At 61.2% G+C, this 26,730-nt stretch carries 25 protein-coding genes, 3 tRNA genes and 1 pseudogene; 11 read left to right on the top strand and 18 right to left on the bottom strand.

Going from position 1 to position 26,730, the window contains the following annotated elements:
• Nucleotides 1–41: 41 nt before the first annotated feature.
• Together coaE and yacG are read left to right on the top strand one after the other, a co-directional pair.
• Nucleotides 42–650, top strand: coding sequence for a dephospho-CoA kinase (coaE, locus tag ISX93_RS09250; RefSeq protein ID WP_195778436.1), 609 nt, complete (start codon nt 42–44; stop codon nt 648–650).
• Nucleotides 647–847: a DNA gyrase inhibitor YacG gene (yacG, locus tag ISX93_RS09245; RefSeq protein ID WP_195778435.1), complete on the top strand. Its 201-nt coding sequence runs from the start codon at nt 647–649 to the stop codon at nt 845–847. Before coaE ends, yacG begins: the two co-directional genes overlap by 4 nt.
• Here the strand turns inward: yacG and ISX93_RS09240 are convergent.
• The 3 genes from ISX93_RS09240 to ISX93_RS09230 form a co-directional block, all read right to left on the bottom strand.
• On the bottom strand, nt 844–1,059 hold the full coding sequence (locus ISX93_RS09240; protein ID WP_195778434.1) for a hypothetical protein: 216 nt from the start codon (nt 1,057–1,059) through the stop codon (nt 844–846). The genes yacG and ISX93_RS09240 overlap by 4 nt on opposite strands.
• A gap of 104 nt (nt 1,060–1,163) precedes the next feature.
• On the bottom strand, nt 1,164–1,859 hold the full coding sequence (locus ISX93_RS09235; protein ID WP_195778433.1) for an energy-coupling factor ABC transporter permease: 696 nt from the start codon (nt 1,857–1,859) through the stop codon (nt 1,164–1,166).
• Entirely contained in the window at nt 1,856–2,326 is a 471-nt protein-coding gene (locus ISX93_RS09230) for an FAD/FMN-containing dehydrogenase (protein ID WP_229732128.1), read from the bottom strand. Before ISX93_RS09230 ends, ISX93_RS09235 begins: the two co-directional genes overlap by 4 nt.
• Nucleotides 2,327–2,542: 216 nt before the next feature.
• Here ISX93_RS09230 and ISX93_RS09225 point away from each other — a divergent pair, with 216 nt between their 5' ends.
• Both ISX93_RS09225 and ISX93_RS09220 read left to right on the top strand, forming a co-directional pair.
• The gene (locus ISX93_RS09225; RefSeq protein WP_195778432.1) at nt 2,543–3,025 is read left to right on the top strand and encodes an MOSC domain-containing protein; all 483 of its coding nucleotides are present in this window, start codon (nt 2,543–2,545) and stop codon (nt 3,023–3,025) included.
• Nucleotides 3,026–3,067: 42 nt separating this feature from the next.
• Nucleotides 3,068–3,241 carry a DUF3094 family protein gene (locus ISX93_RS09220; RefSeq protein ID WP_195778431.1) on the top strand — a complete coding sequence of 58 codons (174 nt, stop codon included), beginning with the start codon at nt 3,068–3,070 and terminating at the stop codon, nt 3,239–3,241.
• Nucleotides 3,242–3,309: 68 nt separating this feature from the next.
• On the opposite strand, the gene ISX93_RS09215 is transcribed toward ISX93_RS09220, so the two are convergent.
• From ISX93_RS09215 to ISX93_RS09205, 3 genes are all read right to left on the bottom strand, one after another.
• Nucleotides 3,310–3,385 (bottom strand) — tRNA-Lys (locus ISX93_RS09215).
• A 5-nt stretch (nt 3,386–3,390) separates the two neighbouring features.
• A tRNA-Pro gene (locus ISX93_RS09210) sits at nt 3,391–3,467 on the bottom strand.
• A gap of 10 nt (nt 3,468–3,477) precedes the next feature.
• Nucleotides 3,478–3,553: transfer RNA gene (locus tag ISX93_RS09205), tRNA-Asn, on the bottom strand.
• Nucleotides 3,554–3,758: 205 nt separating this feature from the next.
• On the opposite strand from ISX93_RS09205, the gene ISX93_RS09200 reads away from it, so the two are divergent.
• Together ISX93_RS09200 and ISX93_RS09195 are read left to right on the top strand one after the other, a co-directional pair.
• Nucleotides 3,759–6,104 (top strand): DUF1631 domain-containing protein, encoded by a 2,346-nt coding sequence (locus ISX93_RS09200; protein WP_195778430.1) that lies wholly within the window; start codon nt 3,759–3,761, stop codon nt 6,102–6,104.
• 9 nt (nt 6,105–6,113) lie between these two features.
• Complete coding sequence (locus tag ISX93_RS09195) at nt 6,114–6,455, top strand: PilZ domain-containing protein (RefSeq protein ID WP_195778429.1); 342 nt, start codon at nt 6,114–6,116, stop codon at nt 6,453–6,455.
• Between the two features lie 178 nt (nt 6,456–6,633).
• On the opposite strand, the gene clpB is transcribed toward ISX93_RS09195, so the two are convergent.
• The 3 genes from clpB to rluD all read right to left on the bottom strand — a co-directional run bounded on the left by clpB (nt 6,634) and on the right by rluD (nt 11,033).
• Nucleotides 6,634–9,198 carry an ATP-dependent chaperone ClpB gene (gene clpB / locus ISX93_RS09190; protein ID WP_195778428.1) on the bottom strand — a complete coding sequence of 855 codons (2,565 nt, stop codon included), beginning with the start codon at nt 9,196–9,198 and terminating at the stop codon, nt 6,634–6,636.
• Between the two features lie 120 nt (nt 9,199–9,318).
• Entirely contained in the window at nt 9,319–10,062 is a 744-nt protein-coding gene (gene pgeF, locus ISX93_RS09185) for a peptidoglycan editing factor PgeF (protein WP_195778427.1), read from the bottom strand.
• Complete coding sequence (gene rluD / locus ISX93_RS09180) at nt 10,059–11,033, bottom strand: 23S rRNA pseudouridine(1911/1915/1917) synthase RluD (RefSeq protein WP_195778426.1); 975 nt, start codon at nt 11,031–11,033, stop codon at nt 10,059–10,061. Before rluD ends, pgeF begins: the two co-directional genes overlap by 4 nt.
• Before the next feature lie 147 nt (nt 11,034–11,180).
• Between rluD and ISX93_RS09175 the strand changes: the two are divergent.
• Nucleotides 11,181–12,105, top strand: a pseudogene (locus tag ISX93_RS09175) (outer membrane protein assembly factor BamD); the annotation flags it as partial.
• A gap of 336 nt (nt 12,106–12,441) precedes the next feature.
• Here the strand turns inward: ISX93_RS09175 and ISX93_RS09170 are convergent.
• Nucleotides 12,442–14,073, bottom strand: coding sequence for an NAD+ synthase (locus ISX93_RS09170; protein WP_195778424.1), 1,632 nt, complete (start codon nt 14,071–14,073; stop codon nt 12,442–12,444).
• Between the two features lie 165 nt (nt 14,074–14,238).
• On the opposite strand from ISX93_RS09170, the gene ISX93_RS09165 reads away from it, so the two are divergent.
• The 3 genes from ISX93_RS09165 to ISX93_RS09155 are packed head-to-tail and all read left to right on the top strand — an operon-like array spanning nt 14,239 to nt 17,391.
• A complete protein-coding gene (locus tag ISX93_RS09165) occupies nt 14,239–14,469 on the top strand; it encodes a PP0621 family protein (RefSeq protein WP_195778423.1) in 231 nt (76 codons plus the stop codon).
• On the top strand, nt 14,459–16,054 hold the full coding sequence (locus ISX93_RS09160; RefSeq protein WP_195778422.1) for a sensor histidine kinase: 1,596 nt from the start codon (nt 14,459–14,461) through the stop codon (nt 16,052–16,054). The genes ISX93_RS09165 and ISX93_RS09160 overlap by 11 nt, the downstream gene beginning before the upstream one ends.
• A complete protein-coding gene (locus tag ISX93_RS09155) occupies nt 16,051–17,391 on the top strand; it encodes a sigma-54-dependent transcriptional regulator (protein ID WP_195778421.1) in 1,341 nt (446 codons plus the stop codon). Before ISX93_RS09160 ends, ISX93_RS09155 begins: the two co-directional genes overlap by 4 nt.
• Before the next feature lie 129 nt (nt 17,392–17,520).
• On the opposite strand, the gene thiO is transcribed toward ISX93_RS09155, so the two are convergent.
• From thiO to ISX93_RS09120, 7 genes are all read right to left on the bottom strand, one after another.
• Nucleotides 17,521–18,624, bottom strand: coding sequence for a glycine oxidase ThiO (gene thiO / locus ISX93_RS09150; protein ID WP_195778420.1), 1,104 nt, complete (start codon nt 18,622–18,624; stop codon nt 17,521–17,523).
• A 70-nt stretch (nt 18,625–18,694) separates the two neighbouring features.
• Nucleotides 18,695–19,237, bottom strand: coding sequence for a GspH/FimT family pseudopilin (locus ISX93_RS09145; RefSeq protein WP_195778419.1), 543 nt, complete (start codon nt 19,235–19,237; stop codon nt 18,695–18,697).
• Complete coding sequence (locus tag ISX93_RS09140; protein ID WP_195778418.1) at nt 19,234–22,419, bottom strand: pilus assembly protein; 3,186 nt, start codon at nt 22,417–22,419, stop codon at nt 19,234–19,236. Before ISX93_RS09140 ends, ISX93_RS09145 begins: the two co-directional genes overlap by 4 nt.
• Before the next feature lie 16 nt (nt 22,420–22,435).
• A complete protein-coding gene (locus ISX93_RS09135) occupies nt 22,436–22,918 on the bottom strand; it encodes a hypothetical protein (RefSeq protein ID WP_195778417.1) in 483 nt (160 codons plus the stop codon).
• Entirely contained in the window at nt 22,915–23,985 is a 1,071-nt protein-coding gene (locus ISX93_RS09130; protein ID WP_195778416.1) for a PilW family protein, read from the bottom strand. Before ISX93_RS09130 ends, ISX93_RS09135 begins: the two co-directional genes overlap by 4 nt.
• Entirely contained in the window at nt 23,982–24,554 is a 573-nt protein-coding gene (gene pilV, locus ISX93_RS09125) for a type IV pilus modification protein PilV (RefSeq protein ID WP_229732127.1), read from the bottom strand. Before pilV ends, ISX93_RS09130 begins: the two co-directional genes overlap by 4 nt.
• Before the next feature lie 2 nt (nt 24,555–24,556).
• Entirely contained in the window at nt 24,557–24,949 is a 393-nt protein-coding gene (locus tag ISX93_RS09120) for a type IV pilin protein (RefSeq protein ID WP_195778415.1), read from the bottom strand.
• Between the two features lie 201 nt (nt 24,950–25,150).
• On the opposite strand from ISX93_RS09120, the gene ISX93_RS09115 reads away from it, so the two are divergent.
• A complete protein-coding gene (locus tag ISX93_RS09115; RefSeq protein WP_195778617.1) occupies nt 25,151–25,669 on the top strand; it encodes a GspH/FimT family pseudopilin in 519 nt (172 codons plus the stop codon).
• Nucleotides 25,670–25,759: 90 nt separating this feature from the next.
• On the opposite strand, the gene ispH is transcribed toward ISX93_RS09115, so the two are convergent.
• Nucleotides 25,760–26,707: a 4-hydroxy-3-methylbut-2-enyl diphosphate reductase gene (gene ispH / locus ISX93_RS09110; RefSeq protein WP_195778414.1), complete on the bottom strand. Its 948-nt coding sequence runs from the start codon at nt 26,705–26,707 to the stop codon at nt 25,760–25,762.
• Nucleotides 26,708–26,730 lie beyond the last annotated feature (23 nt).

Genomic DNA, 26,730 nt, shown 5'->3' with positions numbered 1-26,730 from the left:
ACGTTTGGCCGCAGCCATATCCCCAACGCGTGGAAGCCCCGATGAAACCCTGGATACTTGGCCTGACTGGCGGGATTGGCAGCGGCAAGAGCGCAGTCGCGAAACATTTCAGCGAACTGGGCGTGCACATGGTCGATGCCGATCACGCGGCACGCTGGGTAGTCGAGCCGGGGCGACCTGCACTGGAAAAAATTGCGCAACATTTCGGCCCCCGCATCCTGCAAGTCAATGGCCAGCTGGATCGCGCCGCCCTGCGCGAGGAAATCTTCCGCAACCCTGAGCAGCGCCGCTGGCTGGAAGCCTTGCTGCACCCACTGATCAGCGAGGAAATCAGCCAGTATCTGGCCAAGGCAGAGTCACCCTATGCCATCCTGGTTTCACCACTCCTGATTGAATCAGGCCAGCACCAACTGGCTCAGCGCATCCTGCTGGTAGACACCCCGGAGCAGCTGCAAATCCAGCGCACCGTTGCCCGTGATCAGGTAAGCGAGCAGCAGGTGCAGGCCATTCTTCAGGCGCAAGCCAGCCGGGAGCAGCGCCTGCGCATGGCCCACGACATCCTGCTCAATGATCGCGATCTTGGCTGGCTGCAGAACGAAGTCCAGCGCCTGCATGACTTTTACTTGAACCTGCGCGGAGGCCAGCCATGAACAAACCCACTACCGTTGAATGCCCGACCTGTGGCGCACCGGTTGAATGGGGTGCGCAAAGCCCCAGCCGACCGTTCTGCTCCGAACGCTGCAAGCTGATTGACCTGGGTGCCTGGGCCGCGGAGGAGCACGCTATTGCCGGCGACCTGGTGGATGATGAATTGTTTTCCAACGACCTGCCGCCACAGCGGCACTAAGGCCGCATGAAGCCATAGTCGCGTTCAGCGTCGAGATTCTCCGCCAGGAACAGCAATTCCTGGCGCAGGTCCTCGCAGTCACGCACCTGGCTGCTGCGCTCCACCAACACCCCAAGCAGCGCGCGCAGCGCCAGCGCCTCATCAAAGCCGGCAGCCCGCGCTTCCTCCAGTTGCTGCGCCAGCACCTGGCGCGCCCAGCCATGAACACTCATTGCCATCTCCCGAGAAACAGTACCCGCGCATGATCAGTTCGGCGCCAGGCCATGGGTTGACCCAGATCAAGCCGCAAGCCTGCATTCGGACCCCGAATCAGGCCTTATAACCGAGGCCGGCCCTCGTCTTTCCAGGGCGCCTGCAGGTAACGACTGCGATTGAAGGTCTCCAGCCAGTCCGGATAGAACACCACCAGCGCGCTGATAAAAGTGCCATTGATGAATGCTTCGGGAAACATCACCAGCAGGAGGTACGCGGCAAAGTCTTCCGGATCGGCGGCGGGCAACGCGTACACCCCGCCCCAGCAGAGCAGTAGCCAGCCAGACACACTGCACAGCGCCGCCACCAGGGCCGCCGGGAAAAAGCCGGCGCAGAAGATGAACACAAACAGATTGCGCGGCTGGAAGCGCTCGACCCAGCGCGCGCAACCCTGGGTAAGCAGAACCGGCAGGCCGACCAGCAGCAAGCCATTGACGCCAAGCGCAATTAATTCCTGGCGCCCCAGCAGCAGCAGGCCAAGTTGCGCCATAAATCCTGCGAGGATCGCCAGCGGCCAGTCGAGCAACAGCACAACCGCTGTCATGCCGATGAAATGGAACGACACGCCGGAGGGAAAGTCGCGGCGCAACAACCAGAGCAGAAAGAGCACCAGCACCGTGCCAAACAGCAGATGCTGGCGGCGCAGATCACTGAACAGCTCGACCCATGGCGCACGCCACAACGCCCACAGCAGTATCGGCAGGTACAACACCCAGCCACCCAGCAGGCTGGCTGGCGCCAGCAGCTGGGCTGCAATCATTGCCCTGCCTGCTGCAGCGCTTTCTCCAACTCAATCGGGTCGGAATACTCGCGCTGCGCCTTGACCAGACCATCCTGCAGGTCGACCCACAGCACAGTGTCGCTGGCGCCCGGGTAGCGCGTTACCACCCGCGGCTGCCGATCGAGCAGAACACGATAGGTGTAATCCTGCATCGCCGGAATGGCGAATAAAGTGGCAATCAACCCGGGCATCTGGCTCACATCCGCGACAAAGATTGCATTGCGCGCCTCAAGGTAGCCTTTGGTTTTACCTTCCAGCGCCTGCTTGAGGATTTTGGCGCCATCCATGCTGCGTGCGACCAGCAGGATGTGTAGCTCATCGTTCAAGGTATAGGCTTGATCGAACTGATCCAGCAGCGTCCAGGGCGCCCGCACCACGGCGGCTTCCTGGGCATGCAGCAGTCCGCTCAGCAAGATCAGGCCAACAGCGCCTGCTACTCGTTTCATCTTTAGCTCCTTTTGCGCAATGCGCCGCGACAGACTGTTGCAGTCTACAACGCGACGACCCTCCAGCCATTGCGGCAAATCAGCCTGGCGCGGCTAAACTGCCGACATGAACAGATCCGCGCACCTTTCACTGATGACATCCCCGCTACAACAGCACAACGGGTTTTTGCTCTGTCCATTGAACCACGCCTGCCGGCCCGCTGTGGGCGAACACCCGTGAGCCCACTGCAGGAGTTGCTCGCCGCTGTCCCGCAAAGGGGACACGTGCAATGGCTCGGCGTACGGCCGGCGGCGCACAATGACATGCTCGAAGTGGACGCGGTTGAAGCCCGCCATGCGGCTGGACTAACTGGCGATCATGCGCGGCCAGGCCCAGGCAACAACCGGCAAGTAACGCTGATCCAGTGGGAGCATCTGGCAGTGATTGCAGGTTTGCTGGGAAAGCCAGTCTCGGCAGCTGATCTGCGCCGCAACATCGCCGTTGCAGGAATCAATCTGTTCAGCCTGAAAGGTCGCAGGTTTCGTATTGGCAGCACGCTCCTCGAAACCACCGGCTGGTGCCAACCTTGCGCACGCCTGGAGGAACGGCTCGGAAGGGGCGCCTTTCAGGCCGTACGCGGTCATGGCGGCATTACTGCCAGGGTGCTACAAGGTGGAATAATTCGTCTTGGCGATCCAGTAATCGTCGAACCGGACTGAACCACCCAGCCTGAACATCGACCCCCAACATCGAGAGCCCGCATGACCAGTCGCCTTACCCCAGAAGACCAGTTGAAAGTAGACAGTTACCTGGCCGCCCCGCAGCATCAGGTGGAGCGCAAGCCCTTCCGACCGTGGCGGCTGCTGCTGATTGTACTGTTCATTGTCGTTGCGCTGGGCGTGGCCAGCCGGCTGTTGAGCCGACTGGTGACCTGACAACTGGCGGAACGCCAGCGCAAAGCCAAAAATAAAAAAGCCCCGACCTGATGGTCGGGGCTTTTATATGGTGGGTCGTGCGGGATTCGAACCTGCGACCAATTGGTTAAAAGCCAACTGCTCTACCAACTGAGCTAACGACCCAAAAATGGTCGGGGTAAGGGGATTCGAACTCCTGACATCCTGCTCCCAAAGCAGGCGCGCTACCGGACTGCGCTATACCCCGGTGAAAGTTTTGGCTCCACGACCTGGACTCGAACCAGGGACCCAGTGATTAACAGTCACTTGCTCTACCAACTGAGCTATCGCGGAACTTATGCTTCCTTCTCCTTTGCAGAACCGGGTAACCGTTTCCCGCATCAGAGGCGCGCCATTTTACGTTTCCACAGACTGCTGTCAAGCCTGAAAGACGTTAAAAGACTCAAGGATTTGCAGTTGCCATGCTCACTGGTATATGTGTCAATAGTTCGTCTCCATTGCAGAACGAGTCGCCGCAAGGCTTAACGCAGGGCAGTCCATGAGCAACCAGGACACTCCAAATACCCAACCTGGCGGCTATTCGTCACTGGCCAGTCGCGCAATACAGCCGCGCTTTACCTCCCTGGTGCAAAACTGCAAAAAACTGGTCTTGAACCAGCTCGCCGAACACCTCACCACGCTATTCAGCCACGTCGACGACACCCTGTTCGAGTGCGCCGAGAAAGCCGAGAACAATCAGATCCAGACCCTGTTCTTTGACAACATGCGTGACCTTCGCCGGTTGCGACCACAAATCGAACGCACCTATCACCAGCAGATCGCCCGCAACCTTGCGGCCTTCATGGATGGCAAGCTGAAACCGGCGACCAAGCCCACCCCAGCCGAGGCGAACGAACTTTCCCTGCTCGAGAATGAGGACTATGAGGAAAGTATCCAGCTGAGCAACATGGTCAACCGTGTGCGCACCCGGGCGGCCCAGTCGATTTACCCCTTGGAGCAACGCCTGGCCCTGCTGAATAACGGTCAGAAATTACTGGAAGACAGCAATCCCTTTGGGCCCCTGGCCATTATCGAAGCCTTTCGCACCGCCCTGGCCCCGCATTGCCTGCCGCTGCGGATCAAAACCATTCTCTATCTGCTGTTTGACCAGCACGTCATGGGCGGCTTGGATGCGCTCTACGCTGAGCTGAACAAGCTTCTGATCGAAGCCGGGGTACTGCCCAACCTCAAATACACTGCTCGGCGCCCGCCCGCCAAGCCGCGCCAAGCCCCTACTGCCCGCGCGACAAGCGCAAGTCCCGGGCAGGCGCCCGCCGACACGACAGCTGCAGTGCGCAGCACGCCAACTGCTGGCCGGCAACGCAAGACCGGCCCTGCCGATTCAGGCCTTGCGCCAACCGATCCAGCCGGGTTGTTCGCCGACTTGAGCAGCTTGCTGAAAGAGAATCGCCAGCACAGCACAGGCCTCCAGCTACCAGGCGGCACACCCAGCATCACCAGCTTTGCACCCACCGGCGCCACTCGAACCTATAGCGCCGATGAACTGCTGGACGCGCTGAACCGCCTACAGGCAGAGTCTGCGCACGACCTCACACAGCGCATGCACGAACCGCAGAAGGTCATAAACCTCAAGGCCAGCTTGCAGCGACAGCTCGAGATACACAGCCGCAATCCAGGACAGCAGAAACTGGCCGATCCCGAAGCCGATGTGATTGATCTGGTGGGCATGCTGTTTGACTTCATTCTGGATGACACCAACCTGCCAGACAGTTGCAAGACCATCCTGTCGCACCTGCACACCCCGTATCTGAAAGTTGCCCTGCTGGACAAGGCCTTGTTCACCCAGCCCGAACACCCGGCCCGCAAACTGCTCAATGCCATGGCTCAAGCGGGCGCACTGTACGGCAGCGAAGGCGATGCGCGCGGCCTGGTAGCGAAAATGCGCTGGGTCGTGGAGCGTGTCATTGCTGATTTCGCCGGCAACCTCACGCTGTTTGACGTACTGCTGGACGAATTCACCGAGCATGTTGCCACCCTGCAACACAAGGTCGAGTTGCGCGAGCGACGTGCCGTGGAAGCCGCCAAGGGCCGGGACAAGTTGCTCGGCGCCCGCCAGCAAGCTGCCGAGGTCATTACCCGGGCACTGCAGGAGCGCCAGCCACCGGCCCTCATTCGTGACTTTCTGGAACTGACCTGGATTGATGTCCTGGTATTCGTTTTGTTGCGTCACGGCACTGACAGCGCAGAATGGCAGCGTACTGGCGAAGTGGCCGAGCAACTGGCCTGGAGCGGAACCCTGCTGGATGCCGGCGGACTGCTGCGCCTGCAGGAATTGCGTCTGGCCTTGCTGGAAGATCTGCGCATGGGGCTGGAGCTGCTTGGCGGCCACCATCAGGACGGCATTCGCCAGCTCCTCAAGGACATCGTGGCCTGCCAGCAGGCGGTTCAGTCCAAACAGCCGGAAGTTGCGGCCAACCTGCATGCCACGCTGCCGGAAAGCCCCCTTGGCGCCATGCTCGGCGAGGATGCTGCATTGATGAAAGCGACAGCGCAGACGCCGATGCTGTCCTCCCGGACCCAGGCACTGATCCAGGAGCTGGAGCAGGTCGAACCCGGCACCTGGTTCGAGCTGACCGAAAACGGCAAAACCCGCATCCTCAAGCTTTCATGGCTAAGCCCTGGCACCCGCAACTACATGTTTGTCGATGGCAGCGGCCAGCGGGTCGCGATCAAGCCCGTTGCCCAGCTGGCCATCGAAATGGAGAACGGTGAAGCACGCATTATGCCGCAGGAACGCAACCTGCCCCTGGTTGACCGTGCGCTCACCGCCATTTACCGGATCCTGCAACGCCTGACTGTCCGCACCAAGGGTGACAGCAAATAGGGAGCCACCATGGACAACCGTCGCCAGCATGACCGGTACACCCTGAACCTGCAGGTTGAAGCCTACGAGCTGCATTCCGGCGAGCGCCTGGGACGCCTGGCAGATCTATCCAGCGAAGGCTTCATGCTGTTCTGTGAAGCGCCGGTAGAGGCCGACGCCGTGCTGCAGTTTCGCCTGGTGCCGGCACGTCCAGTGGAAGGCATTGGCTCGGTCACCCTGGAGGCTGACTGCCTGTGGAGCCGTGAGGGCGCTCACTCGCAGCATGGCTGGGCAGGCTTCCAGATCATTGACATGACGGGCGAGCAGGCAACCGCCTGGGGTGTGCTGCTACGCCATCTCGGCCAACCATGAGACGCTGTACCCGTTAACTGTTGCACGCGCCTCTGCAGGGGCGATGCCTTTTGCATCGATGGTGGGTTACGCCGCTTTGCGGCTAACCCACCCTACAGCACCGCTGCAAGCCAACACTTAACGATGACCTAGTCAAAACCCCGGCCCTGCCAACGGCGTGACCAGGGGAGCCCAGCACTCAGCTGAAGACGATTTCATCACCCTGAACCGTGCCGCTGATCAGCGTTTCCGGGGCAAACTTGCCCTGCAGGATCAGTTGCGCCAGCGGGTTTTCCACCCAGCGCTGCAGGGCCCGCTTCAGTGGCCGGGCCCCATAGACCGGGTCGTAACCGACGGCCACCAGCTTGTCCATCGCCTCGGGGCTCAGCTGCAGCCGCAGGTCACGCTCGGCCAGACGCTTGCGCAGGCGCTGCAGCTGGATGTCGGCGATACCGGCAATCTGTTCGCGGGCCAGCGCGTCAAAGACCACCACTTCATCGATACGGTTGATGAATTCCGGACGGAAGTGCTGGCTGATGGCATCCATGACGGCCGCTCGCTGTGCTTCGCGATCACCGACCAGCTCCTGGATCTGCGAGGAGCCCAGGTTGGACGTCATCACCACCACCGTATTGCGGAAATCAACCGTGCGTCCGTGACTATCCGTCAGCCGGCCATCTTCGAGCACCTGCAGCAGCACATTGAACACATCCGGGTGGGCCTTCTCGACCTCATCCAGCAACACTACCGAATAGGGCTTGCGCCGTACCGCTTCGGTCAGATAACCACCTTCTTCATAGCCGACATAGCCGGGCGGAGCACCGATCAGCCGCGCCACCGAATGCTTCTCCATGAACTCGGACATGTCGATACGAACCATCGCCTCCTCGGTGTCGAAGAGGAATTCGGCGAGCGCCTTGCACAGCTCGGTCTTGCCCACCCCGGTCGGACCGAGAAACAGGAAGGAACCGCTGGGGCGGTCAGGATCGGCCAACCCGGCGCGCGAGCGGCGTACCGCATTGGACACGGCCACTACTGCCTCATGCTGGCCGATCACCCGGGTGTGCAGCATGTCTTCCATGCGCAACAGCTTGTCCCGCTCGCCTTCGAGCATCTTGGCAACCGGAATGCCGGTCCACTTGGACACCACCTCGGCAATTTCCTCGTCGGTGACCTTGTTGCGCAACAGCTGATTCTCGGCCTTGCCATGCTGCTCAGCCATCTGCTGGCTGCGCTCGAGGTCCGGAATGGTCTGGTACTGGATGCGCGCCATGGCCTCCAGGTCGCCCTTGCGCCGGGCCGCCTCCATTTCCTGGCGGGCCTGCTCGATCTTCTGCTGAATCTGCGCAGAACCCTGCACCTCGGCTTTTTCGGCTTTCCAGATTTCTTCCAGGTCAGCGTACTCCCGCTCCAGCCGCGCAATGTCATCCTTGAGCTTTTCCAGGCGCTTCAAGGCCGCTTCGTCTTCTTCGCGCTTCAGCGCTTCACGCTCGATCTTCAGCTGGATCAGGCGACGTTCCAGGCGATCCAGTTCTTCCGGCTTGGAGTCGATCTCCATGCGGATGCGGCTAGCCGCCTCATCGATCAGGTCGATCGCCTTGTCCGGCAGCTGGCGGTCGGTGATATAGCGATGCGAGAGTTTGGCCGCGGCAATGATCGCCCCGTCGGTGATGGTGACCCCGTGGTGAACCTCGTAGCGCTCCTTGAGGCCGCGCAGGATGGCGATGGTGTCCTCCTCGCTCGGCTCGTCCACCAGCACCTTCTGGAAGCGGCGCTCGAGCGCCGCATCCTTCTCGATGTACTGGCGATACTCATCCAGCGTGGTAGCGCCGACGCAATGCAGCTCGCCGCGCGCCAGCGCCGGCTTGAGCATGTTGCCGGCATCCATGGAGCCTTCGGCCTTGCCGGCACCAACCATGGTATGCAGCTCGTCGATGAACAGGATTACCTGCCCTTCCTGCTTGCCCAACTCGTTGAGCACCGCCTTCAGGCGCTCCTCGAACTCGCCGCGGAACTTGGCGCCGGCGATCAGCGAACCCATGTCCAGCGAGAGCAGGCGCTTGCCCTTGAGGCCATCCGGCACCTCGCCATTGATGATGCGCTGGGCCAGGCCTTCGACAATCGCCGTCTTGCCCACACCGGGCTCGCCGATCAGCACCGGGTTGTTCTTGGTGCGCCGCTGCAGCACCTGGATGGTCCGGCGGATTTCATCATCGCGGCCGATCACCGGATCCAGCTTCCCCTCTTCGGCACGCTTGGTCATGTCGACGGTGTACTTGTCGAGGGCCTGACGGGACTCCTCGGCATTCGGGTCATTCACCGCATCGCCGCCGCGCAGGTTGGCAACGGCATTTTCCAGGGCTTTTTTCGACACGCCCTGGGCGAGCAGCAGCTTGCCCAGCGTGGTGCCCCCGTCCATCGCGGCCAGCAACACCAGTTCACTGGAAATGTACTGGTCGCCCTTCTGCTGGGACAGGCGGTCGGCCTGGTTCAGCAGGCGTGACAGATCCTGCGACAGGTTCACGTCACCGGTGGGGTTCTGGATCTTCGGCAGACGGTCGAGCTCGCGGGTCAATGCGCTGCGCAGCGCGTTGATGTCAAAGCCGACCTGCATCAGCAGCGGCTTGATGGCGCCGCCCTGCTGCTCGAGCAGAGCCTGCAGCAGATGCACCGGCTCGATGGCCGGATGATCCATACCGACAGCCACGGATTGCGCATCCGACAACGCCAGTTGCAGCTTGCTGGTCAAACGATCGATTCGCATGTAGTCACCCTCAGGTTATGGGCAGGCTGGAACGATGCGTGCTCCACACGAAAACCCGCCAAGATGAACACTAGATGAGGATGATTCTGCGCTATTCAAGCCGGAGGCTTTTGATATGCGTCAGTTGGCCAGCCAGATCAGGCTGGCAAAACGCCCGGTACGCGCCGCGCGCCGATAGGAGAAGAAGCGTGGATCCGAGTAAGTGCAGCCGCCGCCACCATAGATGGCGCTGACGCCGCAGGCCGCCAGCCGGATGCGTGCCAGCTGGTAGATATCCGCCATGAAGCGCCCCGGATTGCGGCTGGCAACGAACGCTTCGGCAGCCTGGGGGTGTTGGGCCAGGAAGATGTCGCGCACTTCGCCACCCACCTCGAATGCCTGCGGGCCAATCGCCGGGCCGAGCCAAACCAGCACCTGCTCTGCCGGCACCCCGAGGGCGTCGAGGGTTGCCTCCAGCACGCCAGCGGCCAGCCCGCGCCAGCCGGCATGGGCCGCGGCGACACGGGTACCGCCACGGTCACAGAACAACAGCGGCAGGCAGTCTGCGGTGAGCACCACGCTGGCAATCCCGGGGGTAGCCGTCCAGCTGGCATCAGCCTCGGCAACCCGCAGCGGATCAGCTTCGACGACCCGGATGCCGTGGACCTGCTCCAGCCAGGCCGGCTGACAGCCCAGCGTCGTAGCAAGCCGGCGCCGGTTCTCGGCAACGGCCTGCGGCTGGTCATCCACATGCGAGCCGAGATTGAAGGTAGCGAAGGGGGGCAAACTGACGCCGCCCGCCCGCGTGGTAATGCAACTGCGCACCCTGGCTGGTGCCGGCCAGTCGGGAATCAGCAGGTTGCCGCGCTCAAGCCCGAGGCTCATCCGACGAAGGCTTCACGATCCTGCCGCAACAGGGTCAGCAACCAGACAAAATCTTCCGGCAGAGGCGATTCCCACTTCATCCGCTCACCAGTCAGCGGATGCTCGAGTTCGAGGAAGCGCGCATGCAGGGCCTGGCGCGGAAACTCCTTGAGCGCCTGCAGCATGGTCGGATTGGCCGCGGGCGGGATGCGGAAACGGCCGCCATACAACTGATCACCTACCAAAGGGAAGCCGACGTGGGTCATGTGCACGCGAATCTGGTGGGTGCGGCCGGTTTCCAGCTTGACCCGTGCATAGGTATGCGAGCGAAAGCGTTCCAGCACGCGGTAATGACTGACGGCCGGCTTGCCGCCATCGCTGATCGCCATGCGCTGGCGCTGCGACGAACTGCGGCCGATCGGCGCATCAATCTTGCCGCCCGAGGTGATCACGCCGATCACGATGCATTCATAAATCCGGCTGACCGTGCGCTTTTGCAGCTGATCAACCAATTTGGTCTGCGCCTGCAGGGTCTTGGCCACCACCATCAACCCGGTGGTGTCCTTGTCCAGACGGTGCACGATTCCGGCGCGCGGCACATTGATGAGGTCCGGCACATGGTGCAGCAAGGCATTCAGCAAGGTGCCGTCGGCGTGCCCGGCAGCCGGATGCACAACCAGCCCGGCCGGCTTGTCGATCACCAGCAGATGCTCGTCCTCATAGACGATGTTCAGCGGAATGTCCTGCGCTATCCACTCGCCCTGTGCTTCCTGTTCGGCCTGCAGGCACAGCACGGCGCCGCCATGCACGATATCGCGCGGCCGCAGCACCGCACCATCCACCGTCAGCCGCCCGTCCTTGATCCAGCCGGACAGGCGCGAGCGCGAGTACTCGCCAAACAGCTGCGCAGCTATCTGGTCGAGGCGTTGACCACCCAGTGCAGTGGGCACTTCGGCGGTAAGTTCAATAAGCTGATCGGGGTCGTTGGGCATGGGCTACTGCGGAGGGAGGCGCAGCTTTTGGTTTCGGCCGCACGCTGTGGTTAAATACTGCGTCTTTGTCCCGGCGAGCCCGGGGCGCACATCATAACAGGACGGCACAGGCCAATATAGCCGACCGTCACAGGGACAACAGCCGCCATGCAAGTGAAACACCTGCTGCTTCTTGCCTTCATCGCCCTGACAGCTGCCTGTTCAAGCAGCGAGGTCGACGAGAACCTGAGCGAAACCGAACTCTACCAGCAGGCCATGGACGAACTGGATAGCGAAAGCTACACCACCGCCATCACCCGGCTCAAAGCCCTGGAGTCGCGTTACCCGTTTGGCCAATATGCTGCACAGGCCCAGCTGGAGCTTATCTACGCCTACTACAAGAACTCCGAGCCTGAAGCCGCACGCTCGTCGGCTGACCGTTTCATCCGCCTCAATCCACAGAACGCCAACGTCGACTACGCCTACTACCTGAAAGGCCTGGCGGCTTATGACCAGGACAGCGGCTTGCTGGCGCGCTTCCTGCCACTGGACATGACCAAGCGCGATCCTGGCGCGGCGCGTGACTCCTTCAACGACTTCGCCCAGCTGACCAGCCGCTTTCCCAACAGCCGTTATGCGCCCGATGCCAAGCAGCGCATGATTTACCTGCGCAACCTGCTGGCAGCCTATGAAATCCATGTTGCCGACTATTACATCCGCCGCGGTGCCTATGTGGCGGCTGCCAACCGCGGGCGCTATGTGGTCGAGAACTTCCAGGAAACCCCTTCGGTTGGCGACGGCCTGGCGGTGATGGTCGAGGCGTACCAGAAGCTGGGCATGGATGACGTTGCCGCCACCAGCCTGGCTGTCCTGAAACTCAACTACCCGGACAACCCAAGCCTGGTAGACGGCCAGTTTGTCCCGCGCGAGACGCCGGAAAGCGAACGCTCCTGGCTGGCCAAGACCACGCTGGCGCTGATCGAGAGCGATGAACCCCTGCCGCCGGGCGAAACCCGCGCCAGCCGCGACGTGATCCGCCAGTACGAAAATGCCCAGGAAGAAATCCCGGACGAACTGCAGCCGGAAAACCGCGAAGAGCTGCAGAAGAATGTCGAAGAGGCCGGTGAAGACATTGAGATGGAGGACTACAACATCCAATGGTTCGATGTCCTGACCTTCGGCCTGTTCACTGATGAGCCGGAAGAAGTGCAGGGCGTCACCGTTGAGGACCCCAACTTCGACGACGACCTCAACACCGAGACCGAACTCGACGAGAGAACCGGAGAGTAAAAAGAAGGGAGGCCGCGGCCTCCCTTCTCCATTCTCGACGCATGGCTTAGCGCAGTCTGGTTGTCAGCCGATGGACAAAGCAGACGCTCGCCCTGCCAAGCCACGCAAGACCCTGCCCCTTTCCAGCCCGAGTTCCGCCTCAGTCGCCCAGGCGCCAGCCAGAGGTGATCGGGTAGCGGCGATCCCGGCCAAAGCCACGCTGGGTCACGCGCACGCCAACCGCCGCCTGGCGGCGCTTGTATTCGTTCAGGTCGACCAGCCGCAGCACCCGGCGCACGGTGTCCTCGTCAACCCCCTCGGCGATGATGGCATTGGCGGACAGATCAAACTCGATATACAGCTTGAGGATCTCGTCGAGTACCGGATACGGCGGCAACGAGTCTTCGTCCTTCTGGTCGGGAGCCAGTTCGGCAGACGGCGGCCGATCGATTACCCGCTGCGGTATCACCGCACCCAGCGTATTGCGGTATTCAGCCAGGCGGAACACCAGCGTCTTGGGCACATCCTTGAGCACATCGAAACCACCGGCCATGTCGCCGTAGAGGGTGGCGTAACCGACGGCCATCTCGCTCTTGTTGCCGGTTGTCAGCACCAGGTAACCCTTCTTGTTGGACATCGCCATCAGCAGCGTGCCGCGACACCGTGCCTGCAGGTTTTCTTCCGTGGTGTCGCGCCCCAGCCCGCTGAAAACCGGCGCCAGCGTGGACATGAAAGCCTCGACCATCGGCGCGATCGGCAGCACCCGATAGGTCACGCCCAAGGCATGGGCTTGCGCTTCGGCATCTTGCAGGCTGATCTGGGCTGTGTAGTGATACGGCATCATCACCGCTTCCACGCACTCGGCGCCCAGCGCATCCACCGCCACGGCCAGCGTGAGTGCTGAGTCGATGCCGCCAGACAAGCCAAGCAGCACGCCCTTGAAGCCATTCTTCTGCACATAGTCGCGCACCCCGACAACCAGCGCCTGATAAACGCTTTGTTCCAGTTCCGGCAGTGCCGCACAACTGGCCTGCCGCGGACTCAGGCGCCCCCCTTCCACCAGCAGGTCAACCGGATGCAGGCCTTCGGCAAAACCCGGTGCGCGCTGGCGGATACAGCCATTGGCGTCAACCGCGCAGCTGCCACCGTCGAACACCAGCTCGTCCTGCCCGCCCACCTGGTTCACATAGATGATCGGCATACCGCCTTCGCGCGCCCGCTGCGCCAGCACCTCTTCGCGTTCGCGCTGCTTGTCCAGATGGAACGGCGAGGCATTCAGGCTGAGCAGCAGACGGGCGCCGGCTTCACGGGCCTGACGCACCGGCTCGGCAAACCAGATGTCCTCGCAGATGGTCAACGCCACCGGCACGCCCTTGATATCAACCACGCAAGGCTGATTGCCCGGAACGAAATAACGCTTCTCGTCAAACACCCGGTAATTCGGCAGGTTCTGCTTGAAATAGCTGGCCAGCAACTCGCCATCGGCAATCACTGCACAGGCGTTGAAGCGCTTCTCGTCCTCCAGCCAGGGATAACCAACCACCAGGTAAATGCCGTGAACCTCCTCACGCAGGCGCAGCAAGCCTTGTTCAATGCGACGCTGCATGCTCGAGCGCAACAGCAGATCTTCCGGCGGATAGCCACACAGCGAGAGCTCGGGGAACACAATCAGGTCTGCCTGCCACTGATCGCGCGCAGTCACCGCCGCCTCGATCATGCGCTCGACGTTCCCGTGCACATCACCGACCCGAAGATTCAGCTGGGCCATCACCACCCGCAAGATCTTGCTCATGAACCTCTCCATCAATGACCGCGGCAGCCGTAGAACAGCTGCTCCTGATCTGTGCATTGTCCCGCATCGTCGACCGCTTGAACAACGGCGCGTGCAGAAGCCTGTGCTGCGCCATGCAGCTTCGCTACACTGCGACCATCCCCCCCCACGAAAGGTCTTAGACCGATGTTTCGCCTGCTAATCTGGATTGCTCTCATTGTTGCCGCCGTCTGGCTCTGGCGACGCCTCAAGAACCCGGCAGCCGCTCAGCCGCCGAGCCAGAGCGAGACGCAACCGATGGTGCGTTGTGCCCATTGCGGCCTGCATGTACCGCAGCGCGAAGCGCAGGAAAGCGCCGGTAACTGGTACTGCAGCACCCGGCACCTGGAACTGGGTCCGCGCCAGAGTGACCAGTGAAGTCCTGACGCTGAGTGGTGAGCAAGGCCGGCGCGTCCTGCGCCTGTCGCATCTGTACCGGCTGATCATCGGCGCCGCACTGGTCGCCCTGACTTCGAGCAACTTCGATCTGGAGCTGCTCAACCTGACCAGCGCCAACCTGTTCCGCTATGGCAGCTGGGCTTACCTGATCAACAGCCTGCTGTTCACCATCGCACTGCGCAAGCCCGGCCACCTGCTGGCGGTTTTCAGCATGGCGCTGGTCGATGTGCTGCTGCTGTCCTGGCTGCTCTATGCCGCCGGAGGCATTACCAGCGGCATCGGCAACCTGCTGATTGTCTCGGTCGCCATCGCCAATATCCTGCTGCGTGGCCGCGTCGGCCTGCTGATAGCGGCGGTCGCCGCGATTGGCCTGATTTACCTGACGTTCTACCTGAGCCTGAGCCGACCCACAGCCAGCAACCAGTACCTGCAAGCCGGACTGCTGGGCCTGCTCAGTTTTGCCGTTGCCCTGTTCGTACAAAACCTGACCAACCGGCTGCAGCAGACCGAATCGATCGCCGCCCAGCGCGCCATCGATGTCGCCAATCTGGAAGCACTCAACACGCGCATCCTGCAGCGCATGCGTACCGGCATCCTGTTGCTGGATCCGCGCCTGAAACTGTTGCTGAACAACCCCAGCGCTACGCGGCTGCTGGGAGCCGAAGGCCGACCGGGCAGCGAACTGGCGGTCTGGCAACCGGAACTGCACAAGCGTTTGCGCGACTGGCAACAGAACCCGACACTGATCCCGCAGAGCCTGCACACCAAGTCCGGTACCTCGCTGCAACCGAACTTCGTCACTCTGCCGCACGGCAACCAGCTGCACACTCTGGTCTTTCTCGATGACATTTCACGGATCGCCCAGCAGGCACAACAACTCAAGCTGGTCTCGCTCGGCCGCCTGACCGCCGGCATTGCCCATGAGATCCGCAATCCGCTGGGCGCCATCAGCCACGCCGCCCAGTTACTGCTGGAGTCGGAAAGCCTGACCGCCGGCGACCAGCGCCTAGCACAGATCATTCAGGACCAGTCACGCCGCATGAATCTGGTCATTGAAAACGTCCTGCAACTGTCCCGGCGACGGGCGGCCGAACCGAAGCTGCTGGATCTCAGCGCCTGGCTGCACAACTACGTCCTCGAGTTTCGCAGCAGTGCACCGGCAGCGCAGACCATTCATCTCCTGGCTGACGAGCCTGGCCTGCATTCCCGCATGGATCCGGATCAACTGCATCAGGTGCTGACCAATCTGGTGCAGAATGGCTTGCGCTACAGCCAGCTGGACAACCCCGCTGCGCAGCTGTGGATCAAGCTGTTCATCGACCCGCAGAGCGAACTACCGGTCATGGAAGTGCATGACGATGGCCCCGGCGTGGCGCCGGAGCGCCTGGATAATATTTTCGAGCCGTTCTATACCACCGAGACCAAGGGCACCGGGCTTGGCCTGTACATCTCCCGCGAGCTGTGCGAAAGCAATCAGGCCCGGCTCGACTACAAACCCAGCGAGCACGGCGGCAGCTGCTTCCGCATCACCTTCGCCCACCCACGCAAACTGAGCCGAACATGACCAACCGGCAGAAAGCCCTGATCGTCGATGATGAACCGGATATCCGCGAACTGCTGGAAATCACCCTCGGCCGCCTCCGACTGGACACCCGCAGCGCGCGCAACGTCAAGGAGGCCCGCGAATGGCTGGCCACGGAAACCTTTGACCTGTGCCTGACCGACATGCGCCTGCCGGACGGCACCGGACTGGAACTGGTACAGCACATCCAGCAACGCCATCCGCAGACTCCGGTGGCCATGATCACCGCTTACGGCAGTCTCGACACCGCGATCAATGCGCTCAAGGCGGGCGCTTTCGACTTCCTGACCAAGCCCCTGGACCTGGCCCGCCTGCGCGAGCTGGTCGCCACTGCTCTCCGTATACCGGACAGCACCAACAGCGGCGCCCCGCTGGAGAATCGCCTGCTGGGCGAGTCACCACCGATGCAGACCTTGCGCAAGCAAATCATCAAACTCGCGCGCAGCCAGGCACCAATCTACATCAGCGGCGAATCCGGGAGTGGCAAGGAGCTGGTCGCGCGCCTGATGCACGAGCAGGGGCCACGGCATGAGCGCCCTTTCGTACCAGTGAACTGTGGCGCGATCCCCTCGGAACTGATGGAAAGCGAATTCTTCGGCCACCGCAAGGGCAGCTTCACCGGCGCCACGGAAGACAAGCAGGGACTGTTCCAGGCCGCCAGCGGCGGCACACTGTTTCTCGATGAAGTGGCCGACTTGCCCCTGCCCATGCAGGTCAAGCTGTTGCGCGCCATCCAGGAAAAATCGGTGCGCGCAGTGGGCAGCCAGCAGGAAGCCGTGGTCGATGTGCGCATCCTGTGCGCCACGCACAAGGATCTGGCCGCTGAGGTGGCTGCGGGCAACTTCCGCCAGGATCTGTTCTACCGCCTCAATGTCATCGAATTGCGCGTTCCGCCACTGCGCGAGCGCCGTGAAGATATGGGTTTGCTCACCGACAGCATGCTCAAGCGCCTGTCCGAAAGCACCGGACTGGGCGCGGCCATACTGAGCAGCGAGGCTCTGGACAAGCTCATGTGCTACCGCTTCCCGGGCAACGTGCGCGAGCTGGAGAACATGCTCGAGCGCGCCTACACCCTGTGCGAAGACAACCTGATCAAGGCAGACGACCTGCGCCTGACTGAAGCGTCAGGCTGCAAGGAGAATGGAGAGGCATCGCTGGCGCAAATCGACAACCTCGAAGACTATCTGGAAAGCATCGAGCGCAAACTGATCATGCAAGCCTTGGAAGAAACCCGCTGGAACCGCACGGCTGCGGCTGAACGCCTCGGCCTGAGCTTCCGCTCGATGCGCTACCGGCTGAAAAAGCTAGGCATCGACTAAACACAACCAAGTGTTGTAGGAGCCAGCTTGCTGGCGATTTGGATGAGCTGATCGCCAGCAAGCTGGCTCCTACCAACGCACAACATGCTCGGCAAAATCCGAATGTCCCCTCGCCTAGCAGCTAGAGGGTTAGGCGCAGGAACCAAGCCGCCCCGCCGGAGAATAAGGCCCCGGATCAACAATCGGCGACTCATCCAGCAGCAGGTTCTTCAGCAGCTCGCAGGAGGCCGGCGCCAGCACCAGGCCATTGCGATAATGCCCGCAGTTCAGCCAGAGCCCCGGAAAAGCGGGAACTTCGCCGATAAACGGAATTCCCTCCGGCGAGCCTGGGCGCAAGCCAGCCCAATGCCCGACCACTTCAGCTTGCGCCAGTGCAGGCAACAAGGCCTCGGCCGAAGCCTTTAGACTCGCCAGGGCATCCCCGGTGGGGGTCTTGTCGAAACCGGCATGCTCCAGCGTGCTGCCGACCAGCACATGGCCATCGCGGCGCGGTATCGCATAGCGGCCCTTGCCCAGCACCATCGCCGGTAAAAAGTCCGCGGCACACTGGTAGAGAATCATCTGCCCTTTCACCGGCTCGACCGGCAGCTGGATGTCCAGACCGGCAAGCAACTCGCCGCTCCAGGCCCCCGCCGCCAGCACCACTTGCCCAGCCCGCAGCTGTCCCTGACGGGTCTGCACGCCACAAACCCGGCCTGCTTCGGTAATGAAGCCGGTGACTGCAGCGTTTTCCTGCAGGCATAGATTCGGTAACTGCAGCAGTGCTACCCGTAGCGCCTTGAGCAGGCGCGGATTGCGCACATTGGCCAGCCCGGGCATATGCACTGCCCGAGTAAAACCGTCCCCCAGGGCCGGGATCACCGTCCTGACCTGTGCCATGTCGACCGGCACCAGCGGCTTGCCGAGCGCCTGCGCCCACTGCAGCGCCAGCATCTCATCTTCCAGGTCAAGCCAGAACAGCCCGGTGGCATGTACTTCCGGATCGATATTCGTCTGCGCCAGCAACTGCCCGGCCAGGCGCGGGTAGAAGGCCTGTGACCACTGCGCCAGCGCCGTCACCGCCGGGCTGTAGCGCCAAGGGTAAAGGGGGGAAATGATGCCGCCACCGGCCCAAGAGGATTCCTGGCCCGCCTGGGCCGCATCCACGAGAGTAACCCGCAGCCCCGCACTGGCCAGCTGTAGGGCAGAAAGCTGGCCGATGACTCCGGCACCAATGACAAGGATATCCTGCATCGACGGGTCCGTAAGTTGCTGGATCAGCGATTCAGCAAAACAACGAGCAAACTCGCGCCCGCCGCCGCCATCACGGGCAGCTGCCGGCGGCGGTTTTGGCCACGGAAGCCCTGCCCGTTGCGCTTATGCTCACCACCCGCTCCTGACTGCCGGCCGTCGGACTTTGCCGGCAAATCGTGAGGGCAGTTGCTGTCGAACCCACGCCGGAAGGCTGAAAGGCAATGTTTGTGGCATCGGCGTCGATGACGAAACCCGTCGCCGCCGCAGGATGACTCTGGATTACCGTACCGTCGCTGCTGACGACAATCCAGCCATCCGCCCAGCCACCGGAGCAGGATGATCCATCGCTCGAGGCACAAAGGTTAACCACCTGATTGCGCTTGATTGCCTCGCTGCGCGCCAGCACGGCACCCATCGACAGATCATTGGCCTGCGCCCGCAACTTGCTGCCCAGCGTGCTGTCATTCATCTGCGGAATGGCAATGGCGGCGAGGATGGCGATGACAGCAAGCACCACCATCAGCTCGACCAGAGTGAAGCCATGGGCACGCGCGCACCCATGACTGGAGCCAACAAGGCCAAGCCGTTCAACGCGATCAGATACAGCCTTCATTGCTCGATATTCCAGAAAACCCTGGACTTGGGCTGCTTGGCACCCGGCGGGCTCGGGGGCTCCGAGCCTTCCAGCGGCTTCTCACCGCAACCGATACAGAAGGGTACCGTGGTTCCATCGTCCAGGGTCACCAAACCGGCCACCGGAGAGGGTGGCAAGCCATCGCCGACCAGATCGACGTAGCGTGGACCATCCAGGCCTTCAGCATTCTTGTAACTGATGGCGTAGGCCCGCGACTCGCCAAGCTTGGCAGAACAACCTTCGACCAGGCCCAGATCGGGCTGGTGAGTACTGAAATACACCGTGCCGAAGATAGTCAGCGCCGAAGTCACCACCTGTTCCGAAGTGCTCAGTTGCAGATACCAGCCTTTCTTGGCGTCGATATCCGCCTGGGCAGGGGTTGCCGACGTTGTAATGGCCAGCAACGAGTTGACACAGATGATGTCCGCCGAACAGTTGGCATTTTCACTGGACAGCCAGGTCGAATTTGTCGGGACGTCCTTGAGCATGAAGAAGTAGTTATTCACTGCATTGGAATCGGGATAATCGACCGTCGGCTTCTCGCGATCCCCCGAGCCGAGCATGATGTAGTTCACCCCGTTATCGACCACCACATCCGGCCCGAACATGAACTTGCGCGCGCTGCCGCCCGTTCCACCCAGGCTGGCAATCTTGGTGATAACCCAAGAGCCGGGCGCTACTGAACCGATGGGGGCATTCGCTGTACCGGAGATACGGTAGACGTTGCCGCTCAGATCAGCCGCATAGGCATAGGTCGCCAAGCCGGCACTGTCCTTGAGCACCGTGATATCACCGATCACGCCCCCCATGTCGTCAGCGACATCCGAGCTGTCAAACGTCTGCAGCTCTTCGCCGGTTTCGGCATCCAGCAGATAGATGGCGTGCCCTGGGCTCGACGACGTGCAATCCGCTATATTCTTATCCTCGCAGCTGTCATAGCCGCCGCCGACGATAAGCATTGGCTTGCTCACGCCTGAGGCCGCATAGCCAGCCGATTTGATCACCGTGGGTACTGCCCAAGTTTGTCCGATGCCAGAAAATTTGCTGTCAGTACAACCGTTGTCGTCACAACCCACGCGCCACTTGAGTGTGGGGTTGGCCGGATTGGTGTCCGGCACATCGAAGGCATACAGCATCCGCCCGCCACGCCGCATGCTGGCATATACCCAAGCTGACGAAGCGGCCTTGTAGGCCGTCACCGGCCCATCGAAGCCATAATCCTTGGGCTCCCCACCAGAAACATTGGGGTAGCTGATCAACGGAGTCTTAGCCTTGAGTCTGGAGAAGATCCCGTAGGATGCCGGCGCAACGAACGACCACAACTCCTCGCCCGGCTGCTTGCCGCCCACGGCACTCCCACCGTCGCGGTTGCCATTCACTGCGCGCAGGATGCCGTCATTGCCGCCATAAAAAACCACAACCTCAGGATCTGCATCGGTTGAAAAATTAATTGCTACCGGCCGCGAATGCACTACGTCCCCGTGCGAGGAAGGTCGCATCTGAAGCTCAGCATCGGCTGCGTCCATCTTGGTCACATACCCGGAGCCATCCAACGTACTGTTGGCGATGTGTTCGGCGTCCACATTCAAGCCGCGCGCCCAGTTGATAACCTCATCCCGCTCGGCATCAGTCACGGCCAACGCGGCGGCAGTAATCGCGCCATTATCCACGTCAAAGTTGCCCAGGCTCCCGCAATCAGCATCCGCACAAGTCAGTACCTTGCGATCTGCCGGCGCGATAGTCCTGAGTTTGTAACCCTGCCCACCTTTTTCCACCATGTTGCCGTCGGGGGTCTCGGATGCCGGCAGGTAACCAATCGAGTTCGCAACGGCCAGATCGTACCAATACAAGGTACTCAAGGTCTGACTCGTCGGCGGTGTCCAGAAACTGCGCGCGTTTTCGGAGATGAAGCCGCTTTCACCGCTGGAGATGGCACCTGCGCCATCGGCGTCGAGCAGTTTCAGACTGTTGCCGAGATAACCCAGTTTGTACTGCTTAAGATTGCCAAACCAACGCGGCCCGGCTTTCTCATCCGGACGGAACATCCCGACAAACACCTGATTGAGATAGGTGCCCTGAGTGTTGACGCTCACCGGCAAGCTTACCGAAGCGAACACGCTGTTGACCGACTGGATTTCACTCAAGGCCGCGGCAAACGCTGTTTTTAGCTCCTCGAAATTATTTGTAGGGAAATACTTACCACCACCTACCTCGTCACCCATGATTTTAAGAAGGGCCTCGTATTCTTTCTTACACGCGGAACCCAACAAGCCAATGGTATAGGTGGTGATGTTTTGCGACGACATATAACGGGCCCACTCGGCGGCGTAGTGACCTCTGCTGGAGTGCTGGACAGCCCCGGACTGCAAGGTCTGAGAACCGCCACCCTCACAAGAAACCGGAACCGGATCGGTAATCAGGGCTTTCTGTAACGCAGTGGCTGCGGGGGAGGCATTCATCAGTGCGTTAGTGCCCGTCAGCGTCCCATTAAGGGCATCATCACTATTATTAGCCCCATCACCCGGGGTGCCGTTACTTCCGTCGGCATTACCCACAAAAACCACATAGTTATTGGCGCAGCTGGCCCCCGGTTTTATGGCGCTATAGTCGCGCCCGGAGACCCCTTTCTTTCCGGCAAAAAATGCCCAAGCTTCCTGCATTGCCTGGCCGTTTTTCTTGTTGTTTGTTTTGACATTGAGGGCACCAGCTGGCGCCTGCCCGTTGGTAATAACCCAAGTCTTCAACCAATCTAGCATCGCAGCTTTGTTGGTTGCCGTCATCTCGGTCATCGGATAAACCAAGCACCCTCCATCACCACCTGGGCAGGATGGGAAAAAGGAGTTGGCATTGAACATCATGACGCCCAGACTCACGGTGCCTGGATCCAGCGCTTCTATCACCTTGTACAGCGCACACTGCTCAAGGCCCGCGTTTGTACTGGACATGGTGGATGACAAGCCCGTGACTCCGGGACAAGTTGTGAACCCTGAACTGGTTGCCGAAGAGAAGTTGGCGGCGTTATCCAGTATCAACAAGACATTGGGCGGATCGCCGGCCGTGCCTTCACTCTTGACGAACAGGTCGATATCCTCGGCCTGGCTGGTTGCACTGACCGCAAACAGGATTACTCCCAGCAGGCTTCGAATAAAATTGCGTTTCATGTCCAATCTCCAGCCGCTAGAAGCAATGGGTGTTCTTTTCCGCATCGGTCAGCAATACCCTGACCCCCTCGCGCACCGTGACAGAAGTACCGTTGGCAGCGTCCGTGGCGGTTCCCTGAATCTGCCAGACGGTATTCCAGGTCATGCTGGACAAGGCTACTAGGTTGACGCTGCTGGGCGCGGTAGCCTCAGCCAGCGTGGCACGGATGCATTCAGGTTCATCGACATCCACGAGATACTCATTGGTACCGTCATTGTTCACATCCCAGCCGATGGCGCTCTGCGCACCGGAGCCGACAAAATCAGTGCTCAGGACCTGCTCGATGACCGCATTGGCGGCAGCCAGTGCCTCTTCCCGCATCTGCATGTTGCCCACCGCCTTGAGGTTGACCGTGCTCAGGGTGAAAGCCCCAGAAAGCAGCAGGGTAAACAGCAGCAGCATGATCATGGCGACCACCAGGGCGGCACCGCTCTGCGATTGACACTTAAAGGCACTCATGGCGTCTCCCTCCGCGCTGCAACATTGTGAAAGCGCACCGAGGTCGAGTAGACATGTCGCTTGAATCCGTCGTTGAAGGCTGCCACCGCCGTTGATCCCAGCGTATAGCTCTTGCTGTTGGTAAAGTCCGGCGTTGCCTCCGTGGCCCTGACCAGCAGATACAGCTTGGCCGCCACGGTATTGAGCAACTGGTCCACAGTGCAACCGGCAGCCGGGCAACGGACGAAGCCGCCATCCGGTGCGCCATCACCGCGGTTGGTGGGTGAGACCTTGTCCAGCGGGTCAGCCCAGGCGACCGCGGCGCTGTAATCGACGGCGCCCCCCGAGTCACTCACATCATCCACGCCCAGCTCAACCACCAGCGACTCGACGCCATCAATCAGCGGCTGCACACTCCAGACACCGCCAACGAACTCTGCGCGCATCAGGGTGTTGTCTGTGCGGATAAAGTAGATATGCGAGACGTAGGCGCGGATATCGGCAGTGGTCAGGCAGTCCCGCTTCTGCATGCTGAACCCGGAAGTACCAAGCACATAGGCATAGGCTGAAGCACCGGAGCAGAACGAGGGCTGGAAGTACACACTACCCGCTGCGGGGGATGCCACCACCGAGGTACCGGCATAGCGCACCACCAGCACATCGGTACCGGCCTTGCGATTTTGCACCACTCCCGAGCAACCGGCCGGGACCGCATTGAAGCTTTGCACCGGCATGCGCAGCAGGTTGTCCTTGTATGTCGCTGTCCAGGACGCCAGCGCCAGGCAGGGATCGGGAGCGACAAAGCTGGCGGGATACCCGGTTGGCGCGTCTGCGGCGGTCAGATCGTCGTAGTCGGGTAGGTAACCATCCCAGAATCCGGCATGCATCAGATCATTGCTGATTAACTGGATGGCAAAACGGCCGTTCTCGATCTGGGCGTTGGTGCGCGCCAGATCGTCATTGCTGCGAACAATGTCGAGAAACAACTGCAGGATGGCCACGGTCATCAGCAAGGCAACAGCCATCGCAACCATCAGCTCGATGAGGCTGAGGCCAGCCTGCCGGCGGCGGAACTTGATCGGATTCATAGGCTGGCCACCCGCACGATGGTGGTAACCACGCGACGGCACAGATCACCCGAGCAGACGCCTCCGTCATACAGATCCTTGCCGCAGGCCACGCTCGCCGGTGGCGCGCTCAGGGGATTGAGCCCCTGCCAGGCTACAGTGATCATGTACTCGCCGGGATTACCGGTTGCCTCCACGCAGCCGCGTCCGCCAATCATCGCGCCAGCCTTGCTGCTGCCAGAGGTTTCGCCGGCACCCTGCAGTGCGTTGCACCATTCACTGGCATCGCGGTCCACCTGGGTTGCCGTGTTTGTCGGACAAGCCGCACCCGACGCCGCCGCGGAAGTTGCCGCTTCATAGAGATCGGCAGAGTTGCGATTGGTTGCCAGCCGACTAGCCATGTCCTGCAACAGCATGAGGGCCTGGGAGCGCTGATAGGCTTCCATCTCCGACTGCTGCAGGCGTGCCTGCAGGCCGGCCATGCCGAGCAGGCCAACCGCGAGAATAAACACGGTGACCATTACTTCGATCAGCGTCATGCCGCGCTGGAGGCGGGCATTCGGCCCGCTTTTCTCTGTCGATGAGTACATGGCTACCACTTCGCGGCCGGGGACTTGGCCCCGGCATTATCGAGGCTGAGGTTGCCATCCGAGGACTGGGTGCCCGAAGGCGTGAAGGTGATAGTGAACGACGGTACCGTGCCCGTGCCAACGGTGATCGAATACCCATAGTATTTGGAGACTTCCGCCGGCAGCGAGTAGCCACTTGCCTCGATGGCGGACTTGCTGGCGTAGGCACGATTTGCCAGCAGGAACTGCTGTTCGCGATTGGCAATATCCATCATCTGCGACTGGGCTGCGGTACGCCGGGACTTGATCAGGTAGTTGGTGTAACTCGGGATGGCAATGGCGGCGATAATGCCTATGATCGCCACCACTACCATCAACTCGATCAGGGTAAAGCCCCGCTGCTTGGTTCGCATCATCACGTCATCCTGTTATTGGCAGTAGATAGCCAGTCAATCTGTGGAGAAAGTTTTCTTGAAAATCCCCATTTCCGATCTAGATATTAAACGTCGTGTGAATTTTACCGCTGGAAAGCTGGACGACCGGACTTTCTGGGCAGACGACAGGTAACTACCCCGGCAGGATCGCCAGGGAATGGACAATCAGGAGGCAAGGATGCCATGCCCCGCAACTCTCACGGCTTCACTCTGGTGGAAGCACTGGTGGTTCTGGCTGCAATCGCGACAATTTCCAGCACGGCCATCCCGGCGTTCGGCCGCATCATGCACGCCCAGCAATTGACCAGTGCCAGCAATCGCCTGGTCGGGGCCTTTATCCTGGCGCGAACCGAGGCGATAAAGCGCCGTACGGCGGTACTGATCGAAAGCACGGATGACGACTGGAGCAACGGCTGGAGCGTTTATGCCGATCTGGATGGCAATGGCAGCCAGGATAGTGGCGAGCCCTTGCTGCTGCAGGTGGCCGATTTGCCGGGAGGCCTGAAGATCCAGGGCAATTCCCCGGTACGCCGTTATATCCGCTACACCCCGGACGGCAGTGCAAAATTCCAGGGCGGTGGCTTTCAGGCGGGAACCCTGAACATCTGCGACCAGGCTGGCGAACTGCCAGCACGCCAACTAATCCTCAGCGCAACCGGGCGGGTACGCAGAAACAAGGCGCCGACCAGTGCTTGCCCCTGACCAGGGCTGGCGCCGCGTCGCCCGGCCAACAGCAAAAGCGCGCGCCATGGCCGACGCTTCTACAAAAGTACAACGCCGCAACGGCGGCGATCAGTCTACCGGCTTCAGCCGCAGCTCTTTGGGCATGGAAAAGGTCACATGTTCCGGCCGCCCTTCCAGCTCGACTGCGCCGGATGCACCCCAGGCCTGCAGCTGGCTAATCACCCCCCTGACCAGCACGTCCGGGGCCGAGGCGCCGGCAGTAATGCCAATGCACTGCTTGCCGTCGAACCAGGCCATTTGCAGATCCTCGGCACCATCGATCAGGTAGGCCGGCGTATTCAGGCGCTCGGCGAGTTCGCGCAGGCGGTTGGAGTTGGAGCTGTTCGGGCTGCCCACCACCAGCACCACATCGCACTCGTCGGCCAGTTGCTTGACTGCGTCCTGGCGGTTCTGCGTGGCATAGCAGATGTCATCCTTGCGCGGCCCGCCGATGCTGGGGAAGCGCTCACGCAGGGCATCGATCACCTTGCTGGTGTCATCCATGGACAAGGTGGTCTGGGTGACAAAGGCCAGCGATTCAGGATGACGCACCTGCAGTCCGGCGACATCCGCCTCATCTTCAACCAGATAGATCTCGCCACCATTGCGATGGTCGTACTGGCCCATGGTACCTTCTACCTCGGGGTGACCCTGGTGGCCGATCAGCACGCACTCACGGCCCTCCTGGCTGTAGCGCGCCACCTCCATGTGCACCTTGGTCACCAGCGGGCAGGTCGCATCGAATACCTTCAGGCCGCGGTTTTCCGCCTCCTTGCGCACTGCCTGCGACACGCCATGGGCACTGAAGATGACGATGACGTTGTCCGGTACCTGATCGAGTTCCTCGACAAACACCGCGCCACGGGAACGCAGGTCTTCGACCACAAACTTGTTATGCACCACTTCATGCCGCACATAGATCGGCGGGCCGAAGACTTCCAGCGCACGATTGACGATTTCAATGGCACGGTCGACGCCGGCGCAGAAACCGCGGGGATTGGCGAGCTTGATATGCATGATGGTTAGCCCCGGACGCTCGT

The organism is Pseudomonas sp. N040 (genome assembly GCF_015637705.1).
GTDB lineage: Bacteria > Pseudomonadota > Gammaproteobacteria > Pseudomonadales > Pseudomonadaceae > Aquipseudomonas.
This window is presented reverse-complemented; position numbering and strand designations above follow the sequence as displayed.

Bases quoted from the DNA above. Each gene is read 5' to 3' on its own strand.
- coaE (WP_195778436.1), top strand. From the start codon at position 42: ATGAAACCCTGGATACTTGGCCTGACTGGCGGGATTGGCAGCGGCAAG.
- yacG (WP_195778435.1), top strand. From the start codon at position 647: ATGAACAAACCCACTACCGTTGAATGCCCGACCTGTGGCGCACCGGTT.
- ISX93_RS09240 (WP_195778434.1), bottom strand. From the start codon at position 1,059: ATGAGTGTTCATGGCTGGGCGCGCCAGGTGCTGGCGCAGCAACTGGAG.
- ISX93_RS09235 (WP_195778433.1), bottom strand. From the start codon at position 1,859: ATGATTGCAGCCCAGCTGCTGGCGCCAGCCAGCCTGCTGGGTGGCTGG.
- ISX93_RS09230 (WP_229732128.1), bottom strand. From the start codon at position 2,326: ATGAAACGAGTAGCAGGCGCTGTTGGCCTGATCTTGCTGAGCGGACTG.
- ISX93_RS09220 (WP_195778431.1), top strand. From the start codon at position 3,068: ATGACCAGTCGCCTTACCCCAGAAGACCAGTTGAAAGTAGACAGTTAC.
- ISX93_RS09200 (WP_195778430.1), top strand. From the start codon at position 3,759: ATGAGCAACCAGGACACTCCAAATACCCAACCTGGCGGCTATTCGTCA.
- ISX93_RS09195 (WP_195778429.1), top strand. From the start codon at position 6,114: ATGGACAACCGTCGCCAGCATGACCGGTACACCCTGAACCTGCAGGTT.
- clpB (WP_195778428.1), bottom strand. From the start codon at position 9,198: ATGCGAATCGATCGTTTGACCAGCAAGCTGCAACTGGCGTTGTCGGAT.
- pgeF (WP_195778427.1), bottom strand. From the start codon at position 10,062: ATGAGCCTCGGGCTTGAGCGCGGCAACCTGCTGATTCCCGACTGGCCG.
- rluD (WP_195778426.1), bottom strand. From the start codon at position 11,033: ATGCCCAACGACCCCGATCAGCTTATTGAACTTACCGCCGAAGTGCCC.
- ISX93_RS09170 (WP_195778424.1), bottom strand. From the start codon at position 14,073: ATGAGCAAGATCTTGCGGGTGGTGATGGCCCAGCTGAATCTTCGGGTC.
- ISX93_RS09165 (WP_195778423.1), top strand. From the start codon at position 14,239: ATGTTTCGCCTGCTAATCTGGATTGCTCTCATTGTTGCCGCCGTCTGG.
- ISX93_RS09155 (WP_195778421.1), top strand. From the start codon at position 16,051: ATGACCAACCGGCAGAAAGCCCTGATCGTCGATGATGAACCGGATATC.
- thiO (WP_195778420.1), bottom strand. From the start codon at position 18,624: ATGCAGGATATCCTTGTCATTGGTGCCGGAGTCATCGGCCAGCTTTCT.
- ISX93_RS09145 (WP_195778419.1), bottom strand. From the start codon at position 19,237: ATGAAGGCTGTATCTGATCGCGTTGAACGGCTTGGCCTTGTTGGCTCC.
- ISX93_RS09140 (WP_195778418.1), bottom strand. From the start codon at position 22,419: ATGAAACGCAATTTTATTCGAAGCCTGCTGGGAGTAATCCTGTTTGCG.
- ISX93_RS09135 (WP_195778417.1), bottom strand. From the start codon at position 22,918: ATGAGTGCCTTTAAGTGTCAATCGCAGAGCGGTGCCGCCCTGGTGGTC.
- ISX93_RS09130 (WP_195778416.1), bottom strand. From the start codon at position 23,985: ATGAATCCGATCAAGTTCCGCCGCCGGCAGGCTGGCCTCAGCCTCATC.
- pilV (WP_229732127.1), bottom strand. From the start codon at position 24,554: ATGTACTCATCGACAGAGAAAAGCGGGCCGAATGCCCGCCTCCAGCGC.
- ISX93_RS09120 (WP_195778415.1), bottom strand. From the start codon at position 24,949: ATGATGCGAACCAAGCAGCGGGGCTTTACCCTGATCGAGTTGATGGTA.
- ISX93_RS09115 (WP_195778617.1), top strand. From the start codon at position 25,151: ATGCCCCGCAACTCTCACGGCTTCACTCTGGTGGAAGCACTGGTGGTT.
- ispH (WP_195778414.1), bottom strand. From the start codon at position 26,707: ATGCATATCAAGCTCGCCAATCCCCGCGGTTTCTGCGCCGGCGTCGAC.